Here is a 21,738-nt window from a genome sequence, read left to right as displayed (position 1 = left end):
ATCGTTTGGTTAATATTCAGAGGGGAGTAAGATGCGCGCAGCGTTTTGGGTAGGATGTGCCGCGTTATTATTATCGGCTTGTAGCAGCGAACCTGTTCAGCAGGCAACTGCCGCGCATGTCGCGCCGGGCATGAAGGCAGCAATGTCCAGTTCTGGAGAAGCTAATTGCGCCATGATTGGCGGTTCACTCTCTGTTGCTCGTCAACTGGATGGTTCAGCCATCGGGATGTGTGCGCTACCCAACGGCAAACGCTGTAGTGAGCAGTCGCTTGCCGCCGGAAGTTGTGGTAGCTATTAAGCTCCCGCGTTTCCTACATTAAATCCGCGAGTTTATACGTCAGCGTTTGTTCTGCTGTCGCCAGCGTTAACTGGTCAGCAGTTAGATCGACCTGTGCGCCTTGCTTAAACATTTCGCTGACGATCCCGTCGAGCGCGTTAAGCTGTGGATCGGCGCACATCATACGCGTCATCGCCATATCTTTTACCTTCAACTCACCGTCAGACAGCTTGCCCTGGCCGTGGAATTGATTACACATCTTTCCTGATACCGTCATGTTTTCACCAAAACTTAACTCAGGTGGGTTGTTGGTGGCGGTGACGGCTTTACCATTCACGCTTTGCAAAACGAAGCGATGATGCTGCAACTGTTCGCGATTGACGGAAACTTTTCCATTGCTCACACAGCCAGCCATCAGCATGCTGAGCGCAATCAACGTGACAACTTTCTTCATTAAATTTCTCTACGTTTGTGACGGGAATACATTCAATATAATAATGATACTGAATGTTTTATCATCGGTGATTGTCTGAAAATGCTCCCCTGGCGTCAGGGGAGCACTGGGATTAGAAGAGGGCGTTTGGACAGGTCTCGCCTTTGGAAATTTGTGCCAGATTCTGCAGCGTGGTCTCAGAAATGCTGGTTAACGCCTCGGCGGTCAGGAATGCCTGATGACCGGTAAACAGCACGTTATGGCAGGCTGACAGACGACGGAACACATCATCCTGAATCACGTCATTGGATTTATCTTCAAAGAACAGATCGCGTTCGTTTTCATACACGTCCATACCCAGAGAACCAATTTTCTGGTTTTTCAGCGCATCGATAGCGGCTTGCGAGTCGATTAATGCACCACGACTGGTGTTAATGACCATCACGCCGTTTTTCATTTGCTCAAAGGCTTCGTGATTGAGCAGATGATAATTCTCCGGTGTTAACGGGCAGTGCAGAGAGATGACATCGGACTCGGCAAACAGCGTTTTAAGATCGACATACTCAACGCCTAACTCCAGCGCAGCAGCGCTCGGGTAAGGATCGAACGCCAGCAGACGCATACCAAAACCTTTCAGGATCCGCAGTGCAGCAATACCGATTTTACCCGTACCGATCACCCCAGCGGTTTTGCCATACATAGTAAAACCGGTCAGCCCCTCAAGAGAGAAGTTGGCATCACGAGTACGCTGATAGGCGCGGTGAATACGGCGATTCAGCGTCATCATCATGCCAATCGCATGTTCAGCAACGGCCTCTGGTGAATAAGCTGGAACACGCACCACCTGCAGACCCAGCTCTTTTGCTGCGTCGAGATCGACGTTATTGAAACCGGCACAACGCAGCGCGATGTATTTCACGCCATGCTTTTTCAGCTCTTCCAGAACAGGGCGGCTACCATCGTCGTTGACGAAAATGCACACGGCTTCGCAGCCATGGGCGGTTTTAGCTGTTTTTTCCGTCAACAGAAAGTCAAAGAATTCAAGTTCAAAACCAAAAGCCTCGTTAACCTGCTGCAGATACTTCTTGTCGTACTGTTTTGTACTATAGATGGCGAGTTTCATAAGACTTTCTCCAGTGATTTTGACGTCACATTAATCTAATTCAAATTATTTTACAAAATCTAAAAAGTTATTGATAGTCATAGGCGTAATGAATAATTTCAGCGTATCTGTTGTTAGTGTGGGCAGGTTACACAATTTCAACAACTGGATATTTTTCTATCCAACTCAACGCCCGGATATCGCGGCAGGTAAAAAGTCAGCCGAATCACATCCGGAAGGCTACGCTTATACAGGTAGCAAATATCGGGAGGGGTCATGTTAACTCACTCTGAAGCAAAACGATGGGCCACCCTAATGCTCAAGGCGGCATTATGCGATGGTATGAAACCTGATGAGATTTCCCGGCAGGTACATTTGGTCTGCGATCATCATGGTAGAGAGTGCCTCGAAGAACTCATTGAGGAAATTCTGATAGAAGCAGGTCGTATAGGACCTAAACATAGTGATGGACAACTGAGGCCTCATTGAGTCTGAATCTTAATATCCCCGACGGCACGTGTAACAGCGTGCCTATAAATCGGTTATCTATCCTTAATGTGGGCATATCCAGTTAAACATGCCACAATACAGGCCTAAACCGGCTTAAATTTTTGCTAAATCAGGATATTAACTACCCATGAAGGGTAAATATAAAGCCGTTCTGGCACTCCTCTTATTATTGATTCTCGTGCCGCTGACGCTAGTGATGACGCTTGGCCTGTGGGTGCCTACGCTGGTGGGTATCTGGTTACCCGTTGGAACTCGCATCGCGCTGGATGAGAGCCCGCGCCTGACACGGCATGGGTTGCATATACCTGAACTCCGCTATCTGGTGGAAGATTGCCCGCTAGCGCGCATTACTCAAGCGGATCTGTCTCACCCCAGCCGCTGGTTGCTGAATGTCGGGACCATCGAGTTGGATTCAGCTTGCCTGGCCAAATTGCCGCAGACAGAGCCGTCGCCAGTGGCGCCCAAAACGCTGGCTGAATGGCAGTCAATGCTGCCCAATACCTGGATTAACATCGACAAACTTATCCTCTCTCCATGGCAGGAATGGCAGGGGAAACTGTCACTCTCGCTCACTCCTTCCACTCAACAGCTGCGTTACCAGGGTGAAAAAGTTAAATTCCAGGGGCGTTTACACGGGCAAAACCTCACGGTAACGGAGCTGGATGTTGCGGCATTTGAAGGCCAACCGCCGGTAAAACTGGTCGGTGAATTTACTATGCCACTGGTTCCCGATGGGCTACCGGTAAGCGGTCATGCGGTTGCGACGTTAAGCTTGCCGCAAGAGCCTACGCTTGTGGACGCCGAACTGGAGTGGCAAGAAAACAGCGGACAATTGATCGTCATGGCGCGGGATAATGCCGATCCGCTGCTTGACCTTCCGTGGGAAATAACACGTCAGCAACTGACCATAAGCGACGGACGCTGGAACTGGCCTTATCAGGGATTCCCGTTAAGTGGCCGGATGGGCATAAAAGTTGAAAACTGGCAGGCCGGACTGGAAAACGCGGTGGTGAGCGGGCGTCTGAACGTTCTGACGCATGGCGATGCGGGTAAAGGAAATGCCGTATTAACGCTGGGGCCAGGTAAGCTTGGTATGGATAGTAGCGATATGCCGCTACAGTTGACCGGTGAAGCGAAACAGGGCGATCTGATCTTCTACGCAAAATTACCCGCCAGACTTACCGGAAGTCTGAACGATCCACAATTAGCTTTCGAGCCTGGGGCGCTGCTGCGCTCACGTGGGCGGGTGATTGATTCGCTGGATATTGACGAGATTCGCTGGCCGTTGGCAGGTGTAAAAGTCACACAACGCGGTGTGGATGGACGTCTGCAGGCTATTTTACGTGCGCATGAAAACCAGATGGGAGGCTTTGAACTACATCTGGATGGCCTGGCAAATGATTTTCTTCCTGATGCCGGTCGTTGGCAGTGGCGATATTGGGGGGAAGGCAGCTTTACGCCGATGCATGCCCGTTGGGACGTAGCGGGTAAGGGAGAATGGCATGACAACACCCTGAAGCTATTTGATCTTTCCACCGGATTTGATCATCTGCAATACGGCACGATGAAGGTGGAAAACCCACGTCTGTTGATGGACGAACCAATCGTCTGGGTACGGGATGCAACCAAACCGACATTTAGCGGCGCGCTGTCGCTGGACGCAGGGAACACCACCTTCACCGGGGGAAGCGTGTTACCGCCGTCGACGCTGAAGTTCAGCGTGGAAGGTAGCGATCCGACAATTTTCCAGTTCAAAGGTCAGCTTCACGCGGGGGCGATTGGCCCCGTACAACTGAATGGTCGTTGGGACGGGATCCGCCTGCGCGGACAGGCCTGGTGGCCAAAACAATCGCTCACCGTATTCCAGCCTCTGATCCCACCTGACTGGAAAATGAAGCTACGTGAAGGTGATCTGTATGCGCAGGTCGCGTTTTCGGCAGCTCCGGAGCAGGGCTTTGAAGCGGGCGGTCATGGGGTGTTAAAAGGCGGTAGCGCCTGGATGCCCGATAACCAAATCAACGGTGTCGATTTTGTCTTGCCTTTCCGGTTCAGTGAAGGTGCGTGGCAACTGGGAACGCGTGGGCCTATTTCACTGCGTATTGCGGAAGTGGTGAATCAGGTGACGGTGAAGAATATCGCCGCCGATCTGCAGGGGGCGTACCCCTGGAGTGAAAACAACCCATTACTGTTGAGCGATGTCAGTGCCGACCTGCTGGGGGGCAAAATCATCATGCAGCAGCTGCGGATGCCGCAGCACGACCCGGCCTTATTGCGGGTGCAGAATATCTCCTCCAGCGAGCTTATCAGTGCGGTTAACCCCAAACAGTTCGCCATGTCTGGCCCGGTCAGTGGCGCGTTGCCATTATGGCTGGATAACGAAAAATGGATCATTAAAGACGGCTGGTTGACTAATCCAGGGCCGATGACGTTGCGTATTGATAAGGACACGGCGGATGCGGTCGTCAAAGATAACATGGCGGCGGGGGCGGCCATTAACTGGCTGCGGTATATGGAAATAAGCCATTCGTGGACGAAAATAAATCTGGATAACCTCGGTGTCTTAACCATGCAGTCAACCGTGACTGGCAATAGTCGGGTGGATGGCAAAGTAGGTACGGTTAATTTGAATTATACCCACGAGGAAAACGTCTTTACGCTATGGCGCAGTTTGCGTTTTGGCGACAATTTACAGGCATGGCTTGAACAAAATGCAGCGCTGCCGGAAACCCATTGCCCGGAAGGCAAGGAATGTGAGGAACAACAATGAAAACGATAGCTGCCATGCTGGGCCTGCTGACTTCATCTCTGCTGGTAGGGTGCACTCCCAGAATCGAAGTGGCTGCGCCAAAAGAGCCCATCACCATTAATATGAACGTCAAAATCGAGCATGAGATCCATATCAAAGTTGATAAAGACGTCGAAAGTTTATTGAAATCGCGTAGCGATTTGTTCTGAGGTCATGATGAGAAAACAGTTTGCAGTGGCGCTGGTCGTCCTGGGTTTACTCAGTAGCAATGCGTGGGCATTGACCCTGAATGAAGCCAGAACGCAGGGTCGAGTAGGGGAAACGCTCAATGGCTATCTGGTTGCATTGCAAACCGATGCCGAAACGCAGGCACTGGTGAGTGAGATTAATAAAGCGCGCCACGCCAGCTATCAGCAACTGGCAGAGAGCAATAAGATTCCGCCAGATGAAGTGGCGAAAATGGCCGGGCAAAAGCTGGTTGCTCGTGCTAAACCGGGTGAATACGTCCAGGGTATAAATGGTAAGTGGTTGAGAAAAGAGTAAATCGCTTTTTCACACAGCCAGAGGGACACGACGCTGAATTATTCTTCGACATCGCAATAGTTGCCACACGGCATCAAATTGAGGCTGATATAGTTCTACACCGGTCGCGTTGCGGAGTGAAATCATGTGGCTTCTCAAGTGGTATGTCTGGAATCGTTGGGTATTCAAGCTGTTAAGCCGGGATGTCGCGGAGCCTGAACAATTTTTGCTTCATTGCTGGGAAGAGAATCTGGCGAAATGCAGGGATTATGCAACCATCTGGCGTGATATTAATCGCATTCACGGCAAACAGGTTCGGGTGCAGGTTAAGAAGTAAATACTGGAGAAACCCTCCCACCGGATGGTGAGAGGGGGAATTATCAGGCAGCGACGACGCTGTCGATAGCGGCTTTCGCATCGGACTGTGCTTTGGTCGCCACTTCCGGGCCGTAAGCAATACCTTCAGCAAAGACAACATTCACGTCGGTGATGCCGATAAAACCGAGGAATACGTTCAGGTACGGCGTGATCAGGTCGGTCGGTGTGTCTTTATGAATACCACCACGGCTGGTCAGCACCACAGCGCGTTTACCCGTCACCAGACCTTCCGGGCCTTTCTCGGTATAACGGAAAGTCACACCAGCACGGGCAATCAGGTCAAAGTAGTTTTTCAGCTGCGTTGGGATGTTGAAGTTGTACATCGGCGCGGCGATAACAATCACATCATGCGCTTTCAGCTCAGCAATCAGCTCATCGGACAGCGCCAGCGCTTCTTGCTGACGCGGCGTCAGCGGTGTATCGCTCGGGCGCATCGCACCCACCAGTTCGCCATCCAGTACCGGTACAGGATTTGCAGCCAGGTCACGGACAGTGATTTCATCAGCAGAGTGCTTTTCACGCCACTGTTCAACAAAATAATCAGACAACTGACCAGACTGAGAGTACCCTGCCAGAATACTGGATTTAAGAACTAATACCTTGCTCATGGGTGTTTCCTTTTATGTGTTTGAAGGGGGAGTGCCCCGTTGCTTGTTGACACTTTATTCACAATCCTGTCGCAGTGATAGCGCAATATATCGAATCCTATGTTCGAAATTATTGAACAACACATGAAAAGCGCCGATGTGGTACTCTATACCCATCATCTAAAAGAGATTTAACCCGGCAGAGCACTGCCTTTTAACGCTATGACAGAACAACAAAAATTAACCTTCAACATGTTGCAGCAACAGCTGGACTCACTGATGCTGCGTGACAGACAGCGTTTTGCCCGCCGCCTGCACGGTGTGAAGAAGGTTAAAAATCCTGATGCACAACAGGCCATTTACCAGGAGATGGCGAAAGAGATTGAGCAGGCAGCCGGTAAAGTTGTGCTGCGTGAAGCGGCGCGTCCGGAAATCAGCTACCCGGAAAACCTGCCCGTCAGCCAGAAAAAACAGGATATTCTGGACGCTATTCGCGACCATCAGGTGGTGATTGTCGCCGGTGAGACCGGTTCGGGGAAAACCACCCAGTTACCCAAAATTTGTATGGAACTGGGGCGCGGGGTAAAAGGGCTGATCGGCCATACCCAGCCGCGTCGTCTGGCGGCGCGCACCGTGGCGAACCGTATTGCGGAAGAGCTGCAGACCGAGCCGGGCGGCTGTATCGGTTATAAGGTTCGTTTTAGCGATCATGTCAGTGATAACACCATGGTCAAGCTGATGACGGACGGTATCCTGCTGGCGGAAATCCAACAGGATCGGCTGCTTATGCAGTACGACACCATCATCATCGATGAAGCGCATGAACGCAGTCTGAATATCGATTTTCTGCTCGGCTATCTAAAAGAGCTTCTGCCGCGCCGTCCGGATCTAAAAATTATCATCACTTCGGCGACCATCGATCCAGAACGTTTTTCAAAGCACTTCAATAACGCGCCGATTATCGAAGTCTCCGGCCGGACGTATCCGGTGGAAGTTCGCTATCGTCCGATTGTTGAAGATGCAGATGACACTGAACGTGACCAGTTGCAGGCGATTTTTGATGCCGTAGATGAACTGGGACGTGAAGGGCCAGGCGACATTCTGATCTTCATGAGCGGTGAACGTGAAATTCGCGATACCGCCGATGCGCTGAATAAGCTGGATTTGCGCCATACCGAAGTGCTACCGCTGTATGCACGCCTTTCCAACAGCGAACAGAATCGTGTGTTCCAGTCGCACAGCGGTCGCCGTATCGTGCTGGCGACCAACGTGGCGGAAACCTCGCTGACCGTTCCGGGAATTAAGTATGTAATTGATCCGGGCACCGCGCGTATCAGTCGCTACAGTTACCGCACTAAAGTTCAGCGCTTGCCGATTGAACCGGTGTCGCAGGCCTCTGCTAACCAGCGTAAAGGCCGCTGCGGTCGTGTTTCGGAAGGGATCTGTATTCGTCTGTATTCCGAAGATGATTTCCTGTCGCGTCCGGAGTTTACCGACCCGGAGATCCTGCGTACCAACCTGGCATCCGTTATTTTGCAGATGACCGCGTTGGGGCTGGGCGATATCGCGGCGTTCCCGTTTGTTGAAGCGCCTGATAAGCGCAATATTCAGGACGGTGTACGCCTGCTCGAAGAGCTGGGGGCGATAACCACCGACGAACAGGCAACCGCATACAAGTTAACGCCGTTGGGCCGTCAGCTGTCGCAACTTCCGGTGGACCCACGGCTGGCGCGCATGGTGCTGGAAGCGCAAAAACATGGCTGTGTGCGCGAAGCGATGATCATTACCTCAGCGTTATCCATTCAGGATCCGCGCGAGCGTCCGATGGACAAGCAGCAGGCTTCCGACGAGAAACATCGCCGCTTCCACGACAAAGAGTCTGATTTTCTTGCATTTGTGAACCTGTGGAACTATCTCGGCGAACAGCAAAAAGCACTGTCGTCAAACCAGTTCCGTCGCCAGTGCAAAGTCGATTTCCTGAATTATCTGCGCGTGCGCGAGTGGCAGGATATCTACACGCAACTGAGGCAGGTAGTGAAAGAGCTGGGTATTCCGGTCAACAGCGTACCTGCTGAATATCGGGAGATCCACGTCGCGTTGCTGACTGGTTTACTGTCGCATATCGGCATGAAGGATGCAGATAAACAGGAGTTTACCGGGGCGCGTAACGCTCGCTTCTCGATCTTCCCGGGTTCGGGTTTATTCAAAAAACCGCCGAAGTGGACGATGGTAGCGGAGCTGGTGGAAACCAGCCGTCTGTGGGGACGTATTGCCGCGCGTATCGATCCTGAATGGGTGGAACCGGTAGCCCAGCATCTGATCAAACGTTCATACAGTGAGCCGCACTGGGAACGCGCGCAGGGTGCTGTGATGGCGACAGAAAAAGTCACCGTCTACGGCTTACCGATTGTTGCCGCCCGTAAGGTGAACTACAGCCAGATCGATCCCGCACTGTCGCGTGAGTTGTTCATCCGCCATGCGCTGGTGGAAGGCGACTGGCAAACTCGCCATGCGTTTTTCCGTGACAATCTGAAGTTGCGGGCCGAGGTGGAAGAGTTAGAGCACAAATCACGCCGTCGCGACATTCTGGTCGATGATGAGACGTTATTTGAGTTTTACGACCAACGTATCAGTCATGACGTGGTTTCTGCTCGTCACTTTGATAGCTGGTGGAAAAAGGTCAGCCGTGAAACGCCGGATCTGCTCAACTTTGAAAAGAGCATGCTCATCAAAGAGGGCGCGGAGAAAATCAGCAAGCTGGATTATCCGAACTTCTGGCATCAGGGCAACCTTAAGCTACGCCTGAGTTATCAGTTCGAACCGGGAGCCGATGCGGACGGTGTGACCGTACATATTCCACTCCCGCTGCTCAATCAGATCGAAGAGAGCGGTTTTGAATGGCAAATTCCAGGACTGCGCCGCGAACTGGTGATCGCCCTGATTAAGTCGTTGCCGAAACCGGTACGCCGCAACTTTGTGCCCGCGCCGAACTATGCGGAAGCGTTTTTAGGCCGCGTCACGCCGCTGGAACTGCCGCTGCTGGACGCACTGGAGCGTGAACTGCGCCGTATGACCGGTGTCACAGTTGACCGTGAAGACTGGCACTGGGATCAGGTGCCCGATCACCTAAAAATCACCTTCCGGGTGGTGGATGATAAGAACAAGAGACTACAGGAAGGGCGTTCGCTACAGGACCTGAAAGACGCGCTGAAGGGCAAAGTTCAGGAAACATTGTCTGCGGTGGCCGATGACGGTATCGAACAGAGCGGATTGCACATCTGGAGCTTTGGCCAGCTTCCGGAAAGTTACGAGCAAAAACGCGGTAACTATAAGGTAAAAGCGTGGCCAGCGCTGGTCGATGAGCGTGATAGCGTTGCCATCAAACTGTTTGATAATCCGCTGGAGCAACAGCAGGCGATGTGGTGCGGTTTACGCCGCCTGTTGCTGCTGAATATTCCTTCGCCAATCAAATATTTGCACGAGAAGCTGCCCAATAAAGCCAAACTGGGGCTGTATTTTAACCCATACGGTAAAGTTCTGGATTTGATTGACGACTGTATCTCCTGCGGTGTGGATCAGTTAATTGACGCCAACGGTGGTCCGGTGTGGACCGAAGAAGGCTTTGCGGCGTTGCATGAAAAAGTGCGGGCTGAACTGAACGATACGGTGGTGGAGATTGCGAAGCAGGTCGAACAGATCCTGACCGCAGTGTTTAATATCAACAAACGTCTGAAAGGGCGCGTGGATATGACCATGGCGCTGGGTCTTGCGGATATCAAATCGCAAATGGGCGGACTGGTGTACCGTGGGTTTGTTACCGGCAACGGTTTCAAACGTCTGGGCGATACGTTGCGTTATTTGCAGGCTATTGAAAAACGTCTGGAAAAACTGGCTATCGACCCGCACCGTGACCGTGCGCAGATGTTGAAAGTCGACAGTGTGCAGCAGGCCTGGCAGCAGTGGTTCAATAAACTGCCTCCCGCGCGCCGTCAAGATGCCGATGTTAAAGAGATCCGCTGGATGATAGAAGAGCTGCGCGTCAGCTATTTTGCCCAGCAGCTTGGTACGCCGTATCCGATCTCCGATAAACGTATTCTGCAGGCGATGGAGCAGATTTCGGGATAAATCGGTGCAGGACTGTAGGCCGGATGAAGCGTAGCCGCCATCCGGCATCTGTACCCGATAAAGATAAACACCAGGAGTCATCAATATGAGTCAGTTTCCGACACTTTCCGCAACCACTCTTGCGGCTATCAATATCGTAGGGCGATGGCTGGCGCAGAATGATTTTACGGGGAATATCTCCGTTCAGTCAGATTGCGTGATTCTGGCAGGGAACGCGGTTATTCCGACCATCGACGCTGCCTGTCGGATCGCGAAAGAGCAACAGGTTCCCTTGCTGATTAGCGGTGGTATCGGTCATTCCACGCGCTTTCTGTATGATGCGATTGCCCAGCATCCGCGTTATAACATCATTCGTACTACCGGACGCGCGGAAGCGGCAATCCTTGCCGATATTGCTCATCAGTTCTGGCAAATTCCGGGTGAGAAAATTTGGGTGGAAGATCAGTCGACAAACTGCGGTGAAAATGCCCGGTTTAGCTGTGCGTTACTGAATCAGGCGGCAGAAAGCATTCATACCGTCATTGTGGTGCAGGATCCCACTATGCAACGCCGCACAATGGCCACGTTTCAGCGCGTAACCCGCGATGAGCAACATGCGCCGCACTGGTTGAGTTTCCCTGGTTTCATTCCTGAACTGGCCCAACAGCACAACGGCGTGGATTTTGTGCCCGCCGCAGAAGGTCTGTGGTCGGTAGAACGCTATCTTTCTCTCATTACCGGTGAACTTCCGCGCTTGCGGGATGATGCTGCCGGGTATGGGCCCTGTGGACACGATTTTATCGTACATGTCGATATTCCCCAGGACGTTGAGCAAGCCTGGCAGCAGCTAAAAAATGATACCGCGCTGACCGACTTACTGGAGAGCCGTTCTCTGTAATTCTTGCTGCCCGTTTGTCGGCGTTTTATGGCAAACGGGCAGAAAGCCCATCCGTTTTTTCTCTTCATCATCACTTTTCCAGACGCTTTTATGAAGCAGTTCACAGAACCGCCACTCCAGCGATAATGCGTCATGCATGATTGATATTAATTAACAATAGTTTTACTTGTTAAAAACAAATCAATCACAGGAGAGCCGCATGTCAGTACCCGTACAACATCCTATGTATATCGATGGGCAGTTTGTGACCTGGCACGATGACGCCTGGATTGATGTCATCAATCCGGCCACGGAAGAGATTATCTCGCGTATTCCCGATGGACGTGCCGAAGATGCGCGTAAAGCGATCGATGCTGCGGATCGCGCTCAGCCGCAATGGGAAGCGTTGCCTGCCATTGAACGGGCAAACTGGTTACGCAAAATTTCTGCGGGTATCCGCCAGCGAGCCGATGAAATCAGCGCGTTGATTGTGGCGGAAGGTGGAAAAATTCAACAACTGGCTGACGTTGAAGTCGCGTTTACCGCCGACTATATCGATTACATGGCAGAGTGGGCGCGTCGCTATGAAGGCGAGATCCTGCAAAGCGATCGCCCGGGTGAGAATATCCTGCTGTTTAAGCGTGCACTGGGCGTGACGACGGGCATTCTGCCGTGGAACTTCCCGTTTTTCCTGATTGCCCGCAAACTGGCTCCCGCCTTGCTGACGGGGAATACCATCGTCATTAAGCCGAGTGAATTCACACCGAATAACGCCATCGCCTTTGCCAAAATTGTTGATGACATTGGTTTACCGCGCGGGGTCTTTAACCTGGTGCTGGGACGCGGTGAAACGGTCGGTCAGGAGCTGGCCGGAAACCCGAAGGTCGCCATGGTGAGCATGACCGGTAGCGTCGGTGCAGGTGAGAAAATTATGGCCGCGGCGGCCAAAAACATCACCAAAGTTTGTCTGGAGTTGGGTGGAAAAGCCCCGGCTATCGTGATGGACGATGCTGACCTTGAGCTGGCGGTGAAGGCCATTGTTGATTCGCGGGTGATTAATACCGGACAGGTATGCAACTGTGCCGAGCGCGTATACGTTCAGAAAGGTATCTATGACCAGTTCGTTAATCGTCTGGGTGAGGCGATGAAAGCCGTGCAGTTTGGCAATCCGGCCGAACGCAATGACATTGCGATGGGACCGCTGATTAACGCCGCTGCGCTGGAGCGTGTACAGCAAAAAGTCGAGCGAGCGGTGCAGGAAGGGGCCAGAGTGGTGCTGGGCGGTAAGGCTGTTGTCGGCAAAGGTTATTACTATCCACCGACGTTACTGTTAGACGTGCGTCAGGAAATGGCGATTATGCACGAGGAGACGTTTGGTCCGGTGCTGCCGGTGGTGGCGTTTGACACGCTGGAACAGGCGCTGACGATGGCCAATGACAGCGACTACGGTCTGACCTCATCGATCTATACGCAGAATCTGAATACGGCAATGAAGGCGATTAAGGGACTGAAGTTTGGCGAAACCTATATTAATCGTGAAAACTTCGAGGCGATGCAGGGCTTCCACGCTGGCTGGCGCAAGTCCGGGATTGGCGGGGCAGACGGTAAACACGGTCTGAACGAATACCTGCAAACGCAGGTAGTGTATTTGCAGTCTTAAGTTTTTCGCCGGGTGAGCCTGTAGGTCACCCGGCGCCATTCTCACACTTTGGTGGCGATCCAGTTCATCATCATTTCCGGCCAGATGGCCAGCGGTAACCCTTGCGCATCGCGAATACCAAATCCGTGCTTACCGCGTTCAAACAGATGCATTTCGACCGAAACTCCCTGCTCACGTAGCGCATTAAAGAAGACCAGGCTGTTTTCTACTTTCACCGCCGGATCGTCGATGGCGTGTAGCAGGAACGTCGGCGGCGTTGTGCTATCCACACGTTCTTCCAGAGAATAGTGGTGCAGATCTTCCTTTTCAGGCGTAGCGCCAACCAGCTCAAGACGAGATCCCGGGTGACCGATGTCTTCGCGCAGGGTGATCACCGGGTACACCAGCGCCATAAACGCAGGGCGCGCAGGTTGCTCGTCTACGCTATCAATTGGTGTATAAACCGGTTCGGCAAACCGGGTTCCCAGACTGGCGGCCACGTGACCACCAGAAGAGAAACCTAATACGCCAATACGATCAGGGTTAATTTTCCATTCATGGGCGTTGGCGCGAATGTAGCGCATGGCGCGTTGGGCATCGGCCAGCGGCGCGTTTGCACCTTCCTCATGGCCATCACCCGGCATGCGGTAGGTCATCACAAACAGGGTATAACCGCGAGCGTTAAAGAATGGTGCCAGTACGCTGCCTTCTTTATCCATCACCACGCGACGATAAGAGCCGCCTGGCGTGACAAGGATCCCTATGCCGTTAGGTTTTGCGGGGGCATAAACGGTAATTTCCGGGGCGCGAATCCCGGTGACCGCGCGATCATACTGAGATGTTCCTGTATGTCGGGGTTCAGGCGTACACACCGCATCGCTGTTTTTTGCTCCGGGGGCTTCACCCTGCGGCCAGAATGAGACGGTGGCGGCCTTAGCAACAGCTTGCTCCATCATGTTTTCTAATGTTTCACGGCTCAGTGCTTCCATTACTATGCTCCCTCAGTGGCAAAGGTTAGCTATAGCACAGTCAGTGAATCGAAAACGGGGAGAGACTCACAACGTATTGAATTCGCGGGAAATGAAAGAGGGCGGAGGCGGGCCTCCGCCAGAACATTAGAGCTTGATAAATTTATCCAGCGTACGAATAAGTTGGGTGACAAAACCGTATTCGTTATCGTACCAGGCGACGGTTTTTACCAGTTGTAGATCGCCCACTTCGGTAATTTCGGTTTGTGTCGCATCAAATACCGAACCGAAATGCGAGCCAATGACATCTGATGAGACAATTTCCTCATCGGTATAACCAAATGACTCATTATCTTGCGTGGCTTTTTTCAGCGCGTTGTTGACCTCTTCAGCAGTGACTTTTTTCCCCAATATCGAAACCAGTTCCGTAACGGATCCGGTTTTCACTGGAACACGCTGGGCGTGGCCTTTTAATTTTCCGCTCAACGCCGGAATAACCAGACCAATGGCTTTGGCGGCTCCGGTGGTATGGGGAATGATATTCTCCGCCGCTGCCCGTGAGGCGCGCAGATCTTTCCCGCGAGGGCCATCAACCAGTGATTGTGTTCCCGTGTAGGCGTGGATGGTGGTCATAGTGCCAAGCTGAATACCGAAGCTGTCATGCAGGGCTTTCGCCATCGGTGCCAGGCAGTTGGTAGTGCACGATGCGACTGAGATAATCCGATCGTTCGCATCCATTGTGTCGTCGTTGACGTTAAAGACGATGGTTTTCATATCGCCAGCCGGGGCGGATATCAGCACTTTTTTGGCCCCTGCATCCAGGTGCGTGTTGGCTTTTTCTGTCGAGGTATAAAAACCGGTGCATTCGATGATTATCTCAGCACCAGTGGTTTTCCACGGGATATTTTTAGCCTCTTTTTCTGCGTAAACCGCGATTTTTTTACCGTCGACAATCAGTGCGTCTTCGGTAAAGTCGATGCTCCAGGGAAACGGGCCGTAGTTTGAATCGTGCTTTAACAGATAGGCGAGAATTTTGGGCGAGGTGAGGTCATTAATGGCCACAACCTCCACGTTGCTTTTGACTTCCAGCAGTCGACGCAATACCAGACGACCGATACGACCAAAACCGTTAATGCCAATTTTACTCATGGTTTTCTCCTGTCAGGATGAGGCGGTACGACATATTTTCCCTACCAGGCTTAGTCCAGACAGTCATCCTCGGCAATAGCGGTTCTTGCGGTTAAGCGTAAGCGACTGAAAATGGGTGAACAAAAGTTAATGAATTTTTAATAAAAGCCCGTTATGTTGACGCATTATTGTTTTTATTCAGGAAGTGTTATGGGGAATAAGTATTCTGGCCTGCAAATTGGTATTCACTGGCTGGTCTTTTTGTTGGTTATTGTGGCCTACAGCGCCATGGAGTTTCGCGGATTTTTCCCGCGCAGCTATCGCCCCTTGTTCAACATGGTGCACGTCTCCTGCGGTATCACTATTTTAACGCTGATGGTGGCGCGTCTGCTGGTCAGGCTGAAATACCCGGCTCCACCGATTGTGCCGAAACCGAAGCCAATGATGACCGGCATGGCGCATCTGGGGCATCTGGTTATCTATCTGTTGTTTATTGTCCTGCCGATTATTGGGCTGGTGATGATGTACAACCGGGGTAACCCGTGGATTGCATTCGGCATCGTTATGCCACATGCGGCAGAAGCTAACTTTGATTTAGTGGATATGCTGAAGTCCTGGCACGTGACGCTGGCAAACCTGGGGTATTTTGTTATTGGTCTGCATGCCGTTGCGGCCCTGATGCATCACTATTTCTGGAAGGATAATACGCTGCTGCGCATGATGCCGCGTAAACGCTCCTGAGGTAACGCCCCGCAAATGCGGGGCGTTTTTTTAGGCCGCTGCAATGGCGACAATCCACCATGCCGCGAGTTTGCCGTAAGGCGATCGCTAACATGGAATAAAATCGTAAATTATTTTCCCAGACATCATAAAAACTTACCGACGAGATGGTTAAACAACGCTCAGTTCATCACTCCCGTCACTTGATCACTGTCCTCATTAAAACTACTGTATATAAATACAGTTATATGAGAGGCAGATTATTATGTTGTTTTTCCAGCCAGTTGAACACCGCGAAATCAAACACTTCCCGCTATTTAGCGATCTCGTACCCTGTGGTTTTCCTTCTCCTGCGCAGGATTACGTTGAGAAACGTATCGATCTTAACGACCTGTTGGTGCAGCATCCCAGCGCCACCTATTTTGTTAAATCGTCTGGCGACTCCATGATGGGGGCAGGGATCGGTGCTGGCGACTTGCTGGTAGTCGACAGTGCCAGAAAAGCGGCCCACGGAGACATTGTGATTGCTGCAATTGAAGGCGAATTCACCGTTAAGCGCCTGCAATTGCATCCGGTGGTGATGCTGAAGCCAGAGAACAGCGCCTACGCGCCGATCATGATCGGCAGCGAGGACACGCTGGATATATTTGGCGTTGTGACATTTATCATCAAAGCCGCGGGCTGATTATGTTTGCGCTGGTGGATGTTAATTCGTTTTATGCCAGTTGTGAATCGGCATTCCGACCGGACCTTAAAGGTAAACCCGTTGTTGTTCTTTCAAATAACGATGGCTGTGTCATTGCCAGCAGTGCGGAAGCGAAGGCGCTTGGCGTCAATATGGGCGCGCCATACTTCAAACAGAAAGATCTGTTCAGGCGCTGCGGCGTGTTCTGCTTTAGTTCAAACTACGAACTGTATGCGGATATGAGCAGCAGAGTGATGTCGATTCTGGAGGAGCTGTCTCCGCGCGTGGAAATGTACAGTATCGATGAAGCCTTTTGTGATTTAACCGGTGTGCGAAACTGCAGGGATCTTACGGATTTTGGTCGTGAAATCAGAGAAACCATTTTACAGAAAACACATCTTAAGGTTGGGGTCGGTATCGCCCAGACCAAAACCCTGGCCAAGCTGGCGAACCATGCGGCCAAAAAGTGGCAGGAACAGACTGGCGGGGTGGTGGATCTCTCGAATATTGAGCGCCAGCGTAAGCTGATGGCTGCGCTTCCGGTTGATGAAGTCTGGGGTGTCGGACGCCGTATCAGTAAAAAACTGGATGCTATGGGCATTAAAACGGTCTGCGACCTGGCGGATACCGATATTCGCTTTATCCGCAAACATTTCAACGTGGTGCTTGAGCGCACGGTGCGGGAATTGCGCGGTGAACCTTGCCTGGCGCTGGAGGAGTTTGCGCCAGTTAAGCAGGAGATCATTTGTTCAAGATCGTTTGGTGAAAAACTTACGGATTACAATGCGATGAGAGAGGCTATTTGTACCTATGCTGCACGTGCTGCGGAAAAGCTACGCAGAGAACACCAGTTTTGTCGGTTTATCTCCACGTTTATCAAAACCAGCCCATTTTCCATGAATGAGCCGTATTACGGTAACAGCGCATCGATAAAACTGCTGACACCAACCCAGGATAGTCGGGAAATTATAAGGGCGGCCACACGTAGCCTGGACGCAATATGGCGAGAGGGGCTACGTTATCAAAAAGCAGGGGTCATGTTGGGCGATTTTTTTAGCTCAGGCGTTGCACAGTTGAATCTTTTTGATGACAACGCGCCACGGCATAACAGCGATAAACTGATGGCCGTTCTGGATACGCTCAATGCTGAAAAGGGTAAAGGAACGCTCTATTTTGCCGGACAAGGTATACAACAACCGTGGGCGATGAAGCGAGATATGCTCTCACCGCGTTATACAACGAGATACAGTGACTTACTGCAAGTTGGGTAGGGGGGTATCGTAAATAAGTCTTTGGAGCGATTCTAAAACTGTCCAGAAATAAATAAAAAAACGATTATCAGCCGCCATTAAAAATTTTATTGTAGCGCCGACTAATAGATAACTAACTGACAAACGGCAAGTCTATAATAGGAAATTTATGAAAAAGACGCTTATTACACTCATTATTGCAAATGCGCTGACCGCGACTACGGCATTTGCCGCAGCGGATGCGGGAACCTGGTATGCTGGTGGAAAATTTGGTTGGTCGCATTACTTTGATACCAGCGCAAGCCAGCAAACGGGGGCCAATGGTAATAAATATGGTGATGTTGGTTTTGATAGCGATAACGTTGGTGGTGGTGTATTTACAGGCTACCAGATTACTCCATGGCTGGCTGTTGAAGGTGGTTATGATTATTTAGGTAATATGCAATTCAACGGTAAAAATGGCTCATCTGGTTCTCAAATGAAAAGTCAGGGCCTGCAATTATCTCTGAAGGCAAATTACGGTCTGACTGATAATTGGGATCTCTACGGCCGTGCAGGGGCAATGGGATATCGCGCGGAGTCAGATATTAAAGGCAATAACCGCTTTGATACCGGTGTGCGTCCGGTTGTGGCTGTTGGTACGGAATATGCCTTTAACAAGAACTGGGCTGGTCGCGTGGAATACCAATGGGTGAGCAACGTGGGTAATGAAAACCAGATTGGCGTATCAAGCGATGTTAGTTCCGTTACCGCTGGGTTGTCATATCGCTTTGGCCAGCATGACGACGCGGAGGTTACGCCTGCTCCGGCAGTTGCCGCCACTCCTGCGCCTGAACCTCAGCGTTTTAACTTAAAATCTGATGTGATGTTTGCTTATGATTCAGCAGCACTAACCCCAGAAGGGAAAGCAGCGATTGCGCAGCTATACCGAAACCCCGGTCTGCAACCAGCCAAAGACAAAGCGACCGTTGTTATTGGCTATAGCGATCGCACCGGAGCCGCAGATTATAACCAGCAACTGTCAGCCCAGCGCGCGCAGGCTGTTGCCGATGAATTAGTCGCGTTAGGTATGCCGGCTGCAAATATTACTGCACAAGGACACGGTTCGAGTGATTCTGTCACGGGATCCAGTTGTGATGGGCAGACCGGACAGCAGCTGATTAATTGTCTTGCTCCTGATCGCCATGTCGTTGTTGAGATCACTGATAAGCACTAAACAGGTGTACAAAAAGCCCTCCTCATTATCGAATGGGGAGGGCTTTTTTATTCGCGCAGTGAACTATCATTAACTGTGGAAAATTAAAGATGTTAGAGCGTAATCATGTTCATAGAATCGTTAGTTTCGAGAGCCAAAGATAAATTATGGCGTTATTTTCTGCCACGGTTTACTCTGAAAAATCATGTGGATGATCAAGTATATAATTACTATAGTGTTTATTTTTCGGGTGTAAAACAAGAAAAATATCAGCTTGTGAGTCTAAGAGGCAAAAATGTTGTGCTTGAAAAATGGCATGCTGAGCAGCACGCCTATGTGGAGAAAATAAACCTTCCACTCAATGACCTTGAAAAGATGAATGTTGAGATCATTCATTGGAGAAAACAAGGGCCATTAAGATTTGACTCAATTTTCCTTTTTACAATAAGTTATTTTACTCGTATAGCTTATGTGAAAAATATGCTCGCGAGAGCAAAGAGTAGAGTTTTTTCTACCTTCGCCAGCACCAGAGAATTGACCGGACTTGATCGTATAATGTTATTACAGGTGTTAGTTAATGAATATGTGCATCAATCACCGCAGAAAACTCACACCGGAGTAACGTGTGAAGAAGTGATCGATCTATTTTACGGTACCCTTTGGTACAAACATATCAAGAACGAAGATTTCAGAAGAAAGGTTTTTCTGCTATTACAATCTCTTGTCATTACAGAGGAGATTAAATTTAACGATGAAAAATATTATATTCAGGGTAAGGCTATTTCAACAATTGTTTCATGGGAATCTGAAGATAAACGGGAAAAGCAGCAGATCAGGATCCAGAGAAATATTAGTCGTTTGATGCTTGTGATTACCGCGTCCACATTGATGATCACCCTGGCGATACTTGCTCAGGCAGGCCTTATTAATCTACATAATCTTTGGGAGCATCTGACACAGTTAAAGCCAATCAGGGTGTTGTTCAAGCTAATATAATAAAAATCAATGCGTTAACATAATCAGTAATCATATATTTTACAGCCAAATAACAAATCTGATAGTATACCCCCCTATAGTATTTGGAGGGCGTATGCCGCATTCACCCGAAGATAAAAAACGCATTCTCACCCGTGTACGCCGTATTCGCGGTCAGGTTGATGCGCTTGAGCGCGCACTGGAGTCCGGCGAACCGTGTCTGGCTATCCTGCAACAAATTGCCGCCGTGCGCGGTGCATCCAATGGCCTGATGGGCGAAATGGTTGAGATCCATCTGAAAGACGAGCTGGTCAGCGGGGAAACTACGCCAGACCAACGTGCCGTGCGCATGGCTGAAATCGGCCATCTTCTGCGTGCTTATCTAAAATAACACCATCACCTCGCAATAATGGGAAGAGACAAATGAAATCACGTGCAGCAGTTGCATTCGGCCCCGGCCAACCGTTAAAAATTGTCGAAATCGACGTCGCACCGCCAAAGAAAGGCGAAGTGCTGGTTAAAATTACCCATACCGGCGTGTGCCACACCGACGCCTTTACGCTGTCTGGCGATGATCCGGAAGGCGTATTCCCGGCGGTACTTGGGCATGAAGGTGGCGGCATTGTGGTTGAAGTAGGCGAAGGCGTAACCAGCCTGAAACCGGGTGACCATGTGATCCCGCTGTACACCGCAGAGTGCGGCGAGTGTAAGTTCTGTAAATCGGGTAAAACCAACCTGTGTCAGGCCGTACGTGCGACCCAGGGCAAAGGTCTGATGCCGGATGGCACAACGCGCTTCTCGTATAACGGTGAGCCGATTTATCACTATATGGGCACCAGCACCTTCAGCGAATACACCGTTTGCGCGGAGATCTCTCTGGCGAAGGTTAACCCGCAGGCTCCGCTGGACAAAGTGTGTCTGCTGGGATGTGGCGTGACCACCGGTATTGGAGCAGTCCATAACACCGCAAAAGTGAAAGAAGGCGACACCGTAGCCGTATTTGGCCTGGGCGGTATTGGTCTGGCGGTAATTCAGGGCGCGGTGCAGGCGAAAGCCGGGCGTATTCTGGCCGTTGATACCAATCCGGAAAAATTTAAGCTGGCAGGTGAAATGGGCGCGACCGATTTCATCAACCCGAAGGATTACGACAAACCGATTCAGGATGTAATCGTCGAACTGACTGACGGCGGCGTGGATTTTAGCTTTGAATGTATCGGTAATGTTAACGTGATGCGCGCAGCGCTGGAATGTTGCCATAAAGGATGGGGCGAAAGCATCATTATTGGCGTGGCGGGAGCAGGGCAAGAGATCAAAACGCGTCCGTTCCAGCTGGTTACCGGGCGTGTCTGGCGCGGCTCCGCGTTTGGCGGCGTGAAAGGGCGCACTCAGCTTCCTGGCATGGTTGAAGAAGCAATGAGCGGGAAAATTCAGTTGGATCCCTTTATTACCCACCGTTTACCGCTGGAGCAGATTAACGAAGCGTTCGATTTAATGCATCAGGGTAAGTCCATCCGTACCGTTATCCACTTTGGCGATAACTGATTCATTGGCCAGCGGATTTCACCGCTGGCACTTTCCTGAATTTTTTAGAATTATGTTGTGAAAGTGTGACGAATCCGGCGCTTTTCACGGTAAGTAAACT

At 50.9% G+C, this 21,738-nt stretch carries 20 protein-coding genes; 15 read left to right on the top strand and 5 right to left on the bottom strand.

The genetic code is table 11. The features are described 5' to 3' along the window. The first annotated feature begins 31 nt into the window (after positions 1–31). Complete coding sequence (locus BZK41_RS04540; protein WP_003833199.1) at positions 32–298, top strand: DUF333 domain-containing protein; 267 nt, start codon at positions 32–34, stop codon at positions 296–298. Between the two features lie 13 nt (positions 299–311). Here BZK41_RS04540 and hslJ read toward each other — a convergent pair whose 3' ends face one another. Together hslJ and BZK41_RS04530 are read right to left on the bottom strand one after the other, a co-directional pair. Further along, positions 312–731 carry a heat shock protein HslJ gene (gene hslJ / locus BZK41_RS04535; protein WP_048216300.1) on the bottom strand — a complete coding sequence of 140 codons (420 nt, stop codon included), beginning with the start codon at positions 729–731 and terminating at the stop codon, positions 312–314. Between the two features lie 112 nt (positions 732–843). Then, entirely contained in the window at positions 844–1,833 is a 990-nt protein-coding gene (locus BZK41_RS04530) for a 2-hydroxyacid dehydrogenase (protein WP_003833196.1), read from the bottom strand. 616 nt (positions 1,834–2,449) lie between these two features. Between BZK41_RS04530 and BZK41_RS04520 the strand changes: the two genes are divergently transcribed. From BZK41_RS04520 to BZK41_RS04505, 4 genes are all read left to right on the top strand, one after another. Next, complete coding sequence (locus BZK41_RS04520; protein ID WP_079937338.1) at positions 2,450–5,089, top strand: YdbH family protein; 2,640 nt, start codon at positions 2,450–2,452, stop codon at positions 5,087–5,089. Next, positions 5,086–5,277 carry a YnbE family lipoprotein gene (locus BZK41_RS04515; protein WP_008784882.1) on the top strand — a complete coding sequence of 64 codons (192 nt, stop codon included), beginning with the start codon at positions 5,086–5,088 and terminating at the stop codon, positions 5,275–5,277. Before BZK41_RS04520 ends, BZK41_RS04515 begins: the two co-directional genes overlap by 4 nt. Positions 5,278–5,284: 7 nt before the next feature. After that, on the top strand, positions 5,285–5,611 hold the full coding sequence (locus BZK41_RS04510; protein WP_079937337.1) for a YdbL family protein: 327 nt from the start codon (positions 5,285–5,287) through the stop codon (positions 5,609–5,611). 124 nt (positions 5,612–5,735) lie between these two features. Next, positions 5,736–5,927: a hypothetical protein gene (locus tag BZK41_RS04505; protein ID WP_043016219.1), complete on the top strand. Its 192-nt coding sequence runs from the start codon at positions 5,736–5,738 to the stop codon at positions 5,925–5,927. Between the two features lie 43 nt (positions 5,928–5,970). Here BZK41_RS04505 and azoR read toward each other — a convergent pair whose 3' ends face one another. After that, positions 5,971–6,576 (bottom strand): FMN-dependent NADH-azoreductase, encoded by a 606-nt coding sequence (azoR, locus tag BZK41_RS04500; RefSeq protein WP_079937336.1) that lies wholly within the window; start codon positions 6,574–6,576, stop codon positions 5,971–5,973. A gap of 201 nt (positions 6,577–6,777) precedes the next feature. Between azoR and hrpA the strand changes: the two genes are divergently transcribed. The 3 genes from hrpA to aldA all read left to right on the top strand — a co-directional run bounded on the left by hrpA (position 6,778) and on the right by aldA (position 13,196). Further along, a complete protein-coding gene (hrpA, locus tag BZK41_RS04495; protein ID WP_079937335.1) occupies positions 6,778–10,680 on the top strand; it encodes an ATP-dependent RNA helicase HrpA in 3,903 nt (1,300 codons plus the stop codon). 85 nt (positions 10,681–10,765) lie between these two features. Continuing rightward, positions 10,766–11,557, top strand: a complete 792-nt coding sequence (locus BZK41_RS04490) for a YdcF family protein (RefSeq protein ID WP_079937334.1) — start codon at positions 10,766–10,768, stop codon at positions 11,555–11,557. Between the two features lie 199 nt (positions 11,558–11,756). Next, entirely contained in the window at positions 11,757–13,196 is a 1,440-nt protein-coding gene (gene aldA / locus BZK41_RS04485) for an aldehyde dehydrogenase (protein WP_079937333.1), read from the top strand. Positions 13,197–13,237: 41 nt separating this feature from the next. Here aldA and BZK41_RS04480 read toward each other — a convergent pair whose 3' ends face one another. Both BZK41_RS04480 and gap read right to left on the bottom strand, forming a co-directional pair. Next, on the bottom strand, positions 13,238–14,164 hold the full coding sequence (locus BZK41_RS04480; protein WP_079937332.1) for an alpha/beta hydrolase: 927 nt from the start codon (positions 14,162–14,164) through the stop codon (positions 13,238–13,240). 126 nt (positions 14,165–14,290) lie between these two features. Further along, entirely contained in the window at positions 14,291–15,292 is a 1,002-nt protein-coding gene (gap, locus tag BZK41_RS04475) for a type I glyceraldehyde-3-phosphate dehydrogenase (protein WP_079937331.1), read from the bottom strand. Between the two features lie 189 nt (positions 15,293–15,481). On the opposite strand from gap, the gene cybB reads away from it, so the two are divergent. The 7 genes from cybB (at position 15,482) to BZK41_RS04440 (ending at position 21,638) form a co-directional block, all read left to right on the top strand. Then, positions 15,482–16,012: a cytochrome b561 gene (gene cybB, locus BZK41_RS04470; protein ID WP_008784870.1), complete on the top strand. Its 531-nt coding sequence runs from the start codon at positions 15,482–15,484 to the stop codon at positions 16,010–16,012. A 244-nt stretch (positions 16,013–16,256) separates the two neighbouring features. Further along, positions 16,257–16,676, top strand: coding sequence for a translesion error-prone DNA polymerase V autoproteolytic subunit (locus BZK41_RS04465; RefSeq protein WP_079937330.1), 420 nt, complete (start codon positions 16,257–16,259; stop codon positions 16,674–16,676). 2 nt (positions 16,677–16,678) lie between these two features. Continuing rightward, positions 16,679–17,947 (top strand): Y-family DNA polymerase, encoded by a 1,269-nt coding sequence (locus tag BZK41_RS04460; protein ID WP_079937329.1) that lies wholly within the window; start codon positions 16,679–16,681, stop codon positions 17,945–17,947. A 148-nt stretch (positions 17,948–18,095) separates the two neighbouring features. After that, positions 18,096–19,142 carry a porin OmpA gene (ompA, locus tag BZK41_RS04455; RefSeq protein ID WP_079937328.1) on the top strand — a complete coding sequence of 349 codons (1,047 nt, stop codon included), beginning with the start codon at positions 18,096–18,098 and terminating at the stop codon, positions 19,140–19,142. Positions 19,143–19,328: 186 nt separating this feature from the next. Continuing rightward, complete coding sequence (locus BZK41_RS04450) at positions 19,329–20,117, top strand: hypothetical protein (protein WP_139762571.1); 789 nt, start codon at positions 19,329–19,331, stop codon at positions 20,115–20,117. Between the two features lie 94 nt (positions 20,118–20,211). Then, the gene (locus BZK41_RS04445) at positions 20,212–20,487 is read left to right on the top strand and encodes a metal/formaldehyde-sensitive transcriptional repressor (protein ID WP_003833178.1); all 276 of its coding nucleotides are present in this window, start codon (positions 20,212–20,214) and stop codon (positions 20,485–20,487) included. Positions 20,488–20,519: 32 nt separating this feature from the next. Beyond that, positions 20,520–21,638, top strand: coding sequence for an S-(hydroxymethyl)glutathione dehydrogenase/class III alcohol dehydrogenase (locus tag BZK41_RS04440; protein WP_008784862.1), 1,119 nt, complete (start codon positions 20,520–20,522; stop codon positions 21,636–21,638). The last annotated feature ends 100 nt before the right edge of the window (positions 21,639–21,738 follow it).

The sequence above is a fragment of the Citrobacter sp. A316 genome (assembly GCF_002042945.1).
Lineage (GTDB): Bacteria > Pseudomonadota > Gammaproteobacteria > Enterobacterales > Enterobacteriaceae > Citrobacter > Citrobacter portucalensis.
Note: the sequence above shows the minus strand (reverse complement) of the source record. Positions and strands in the feature narration are given on the sequence as shown.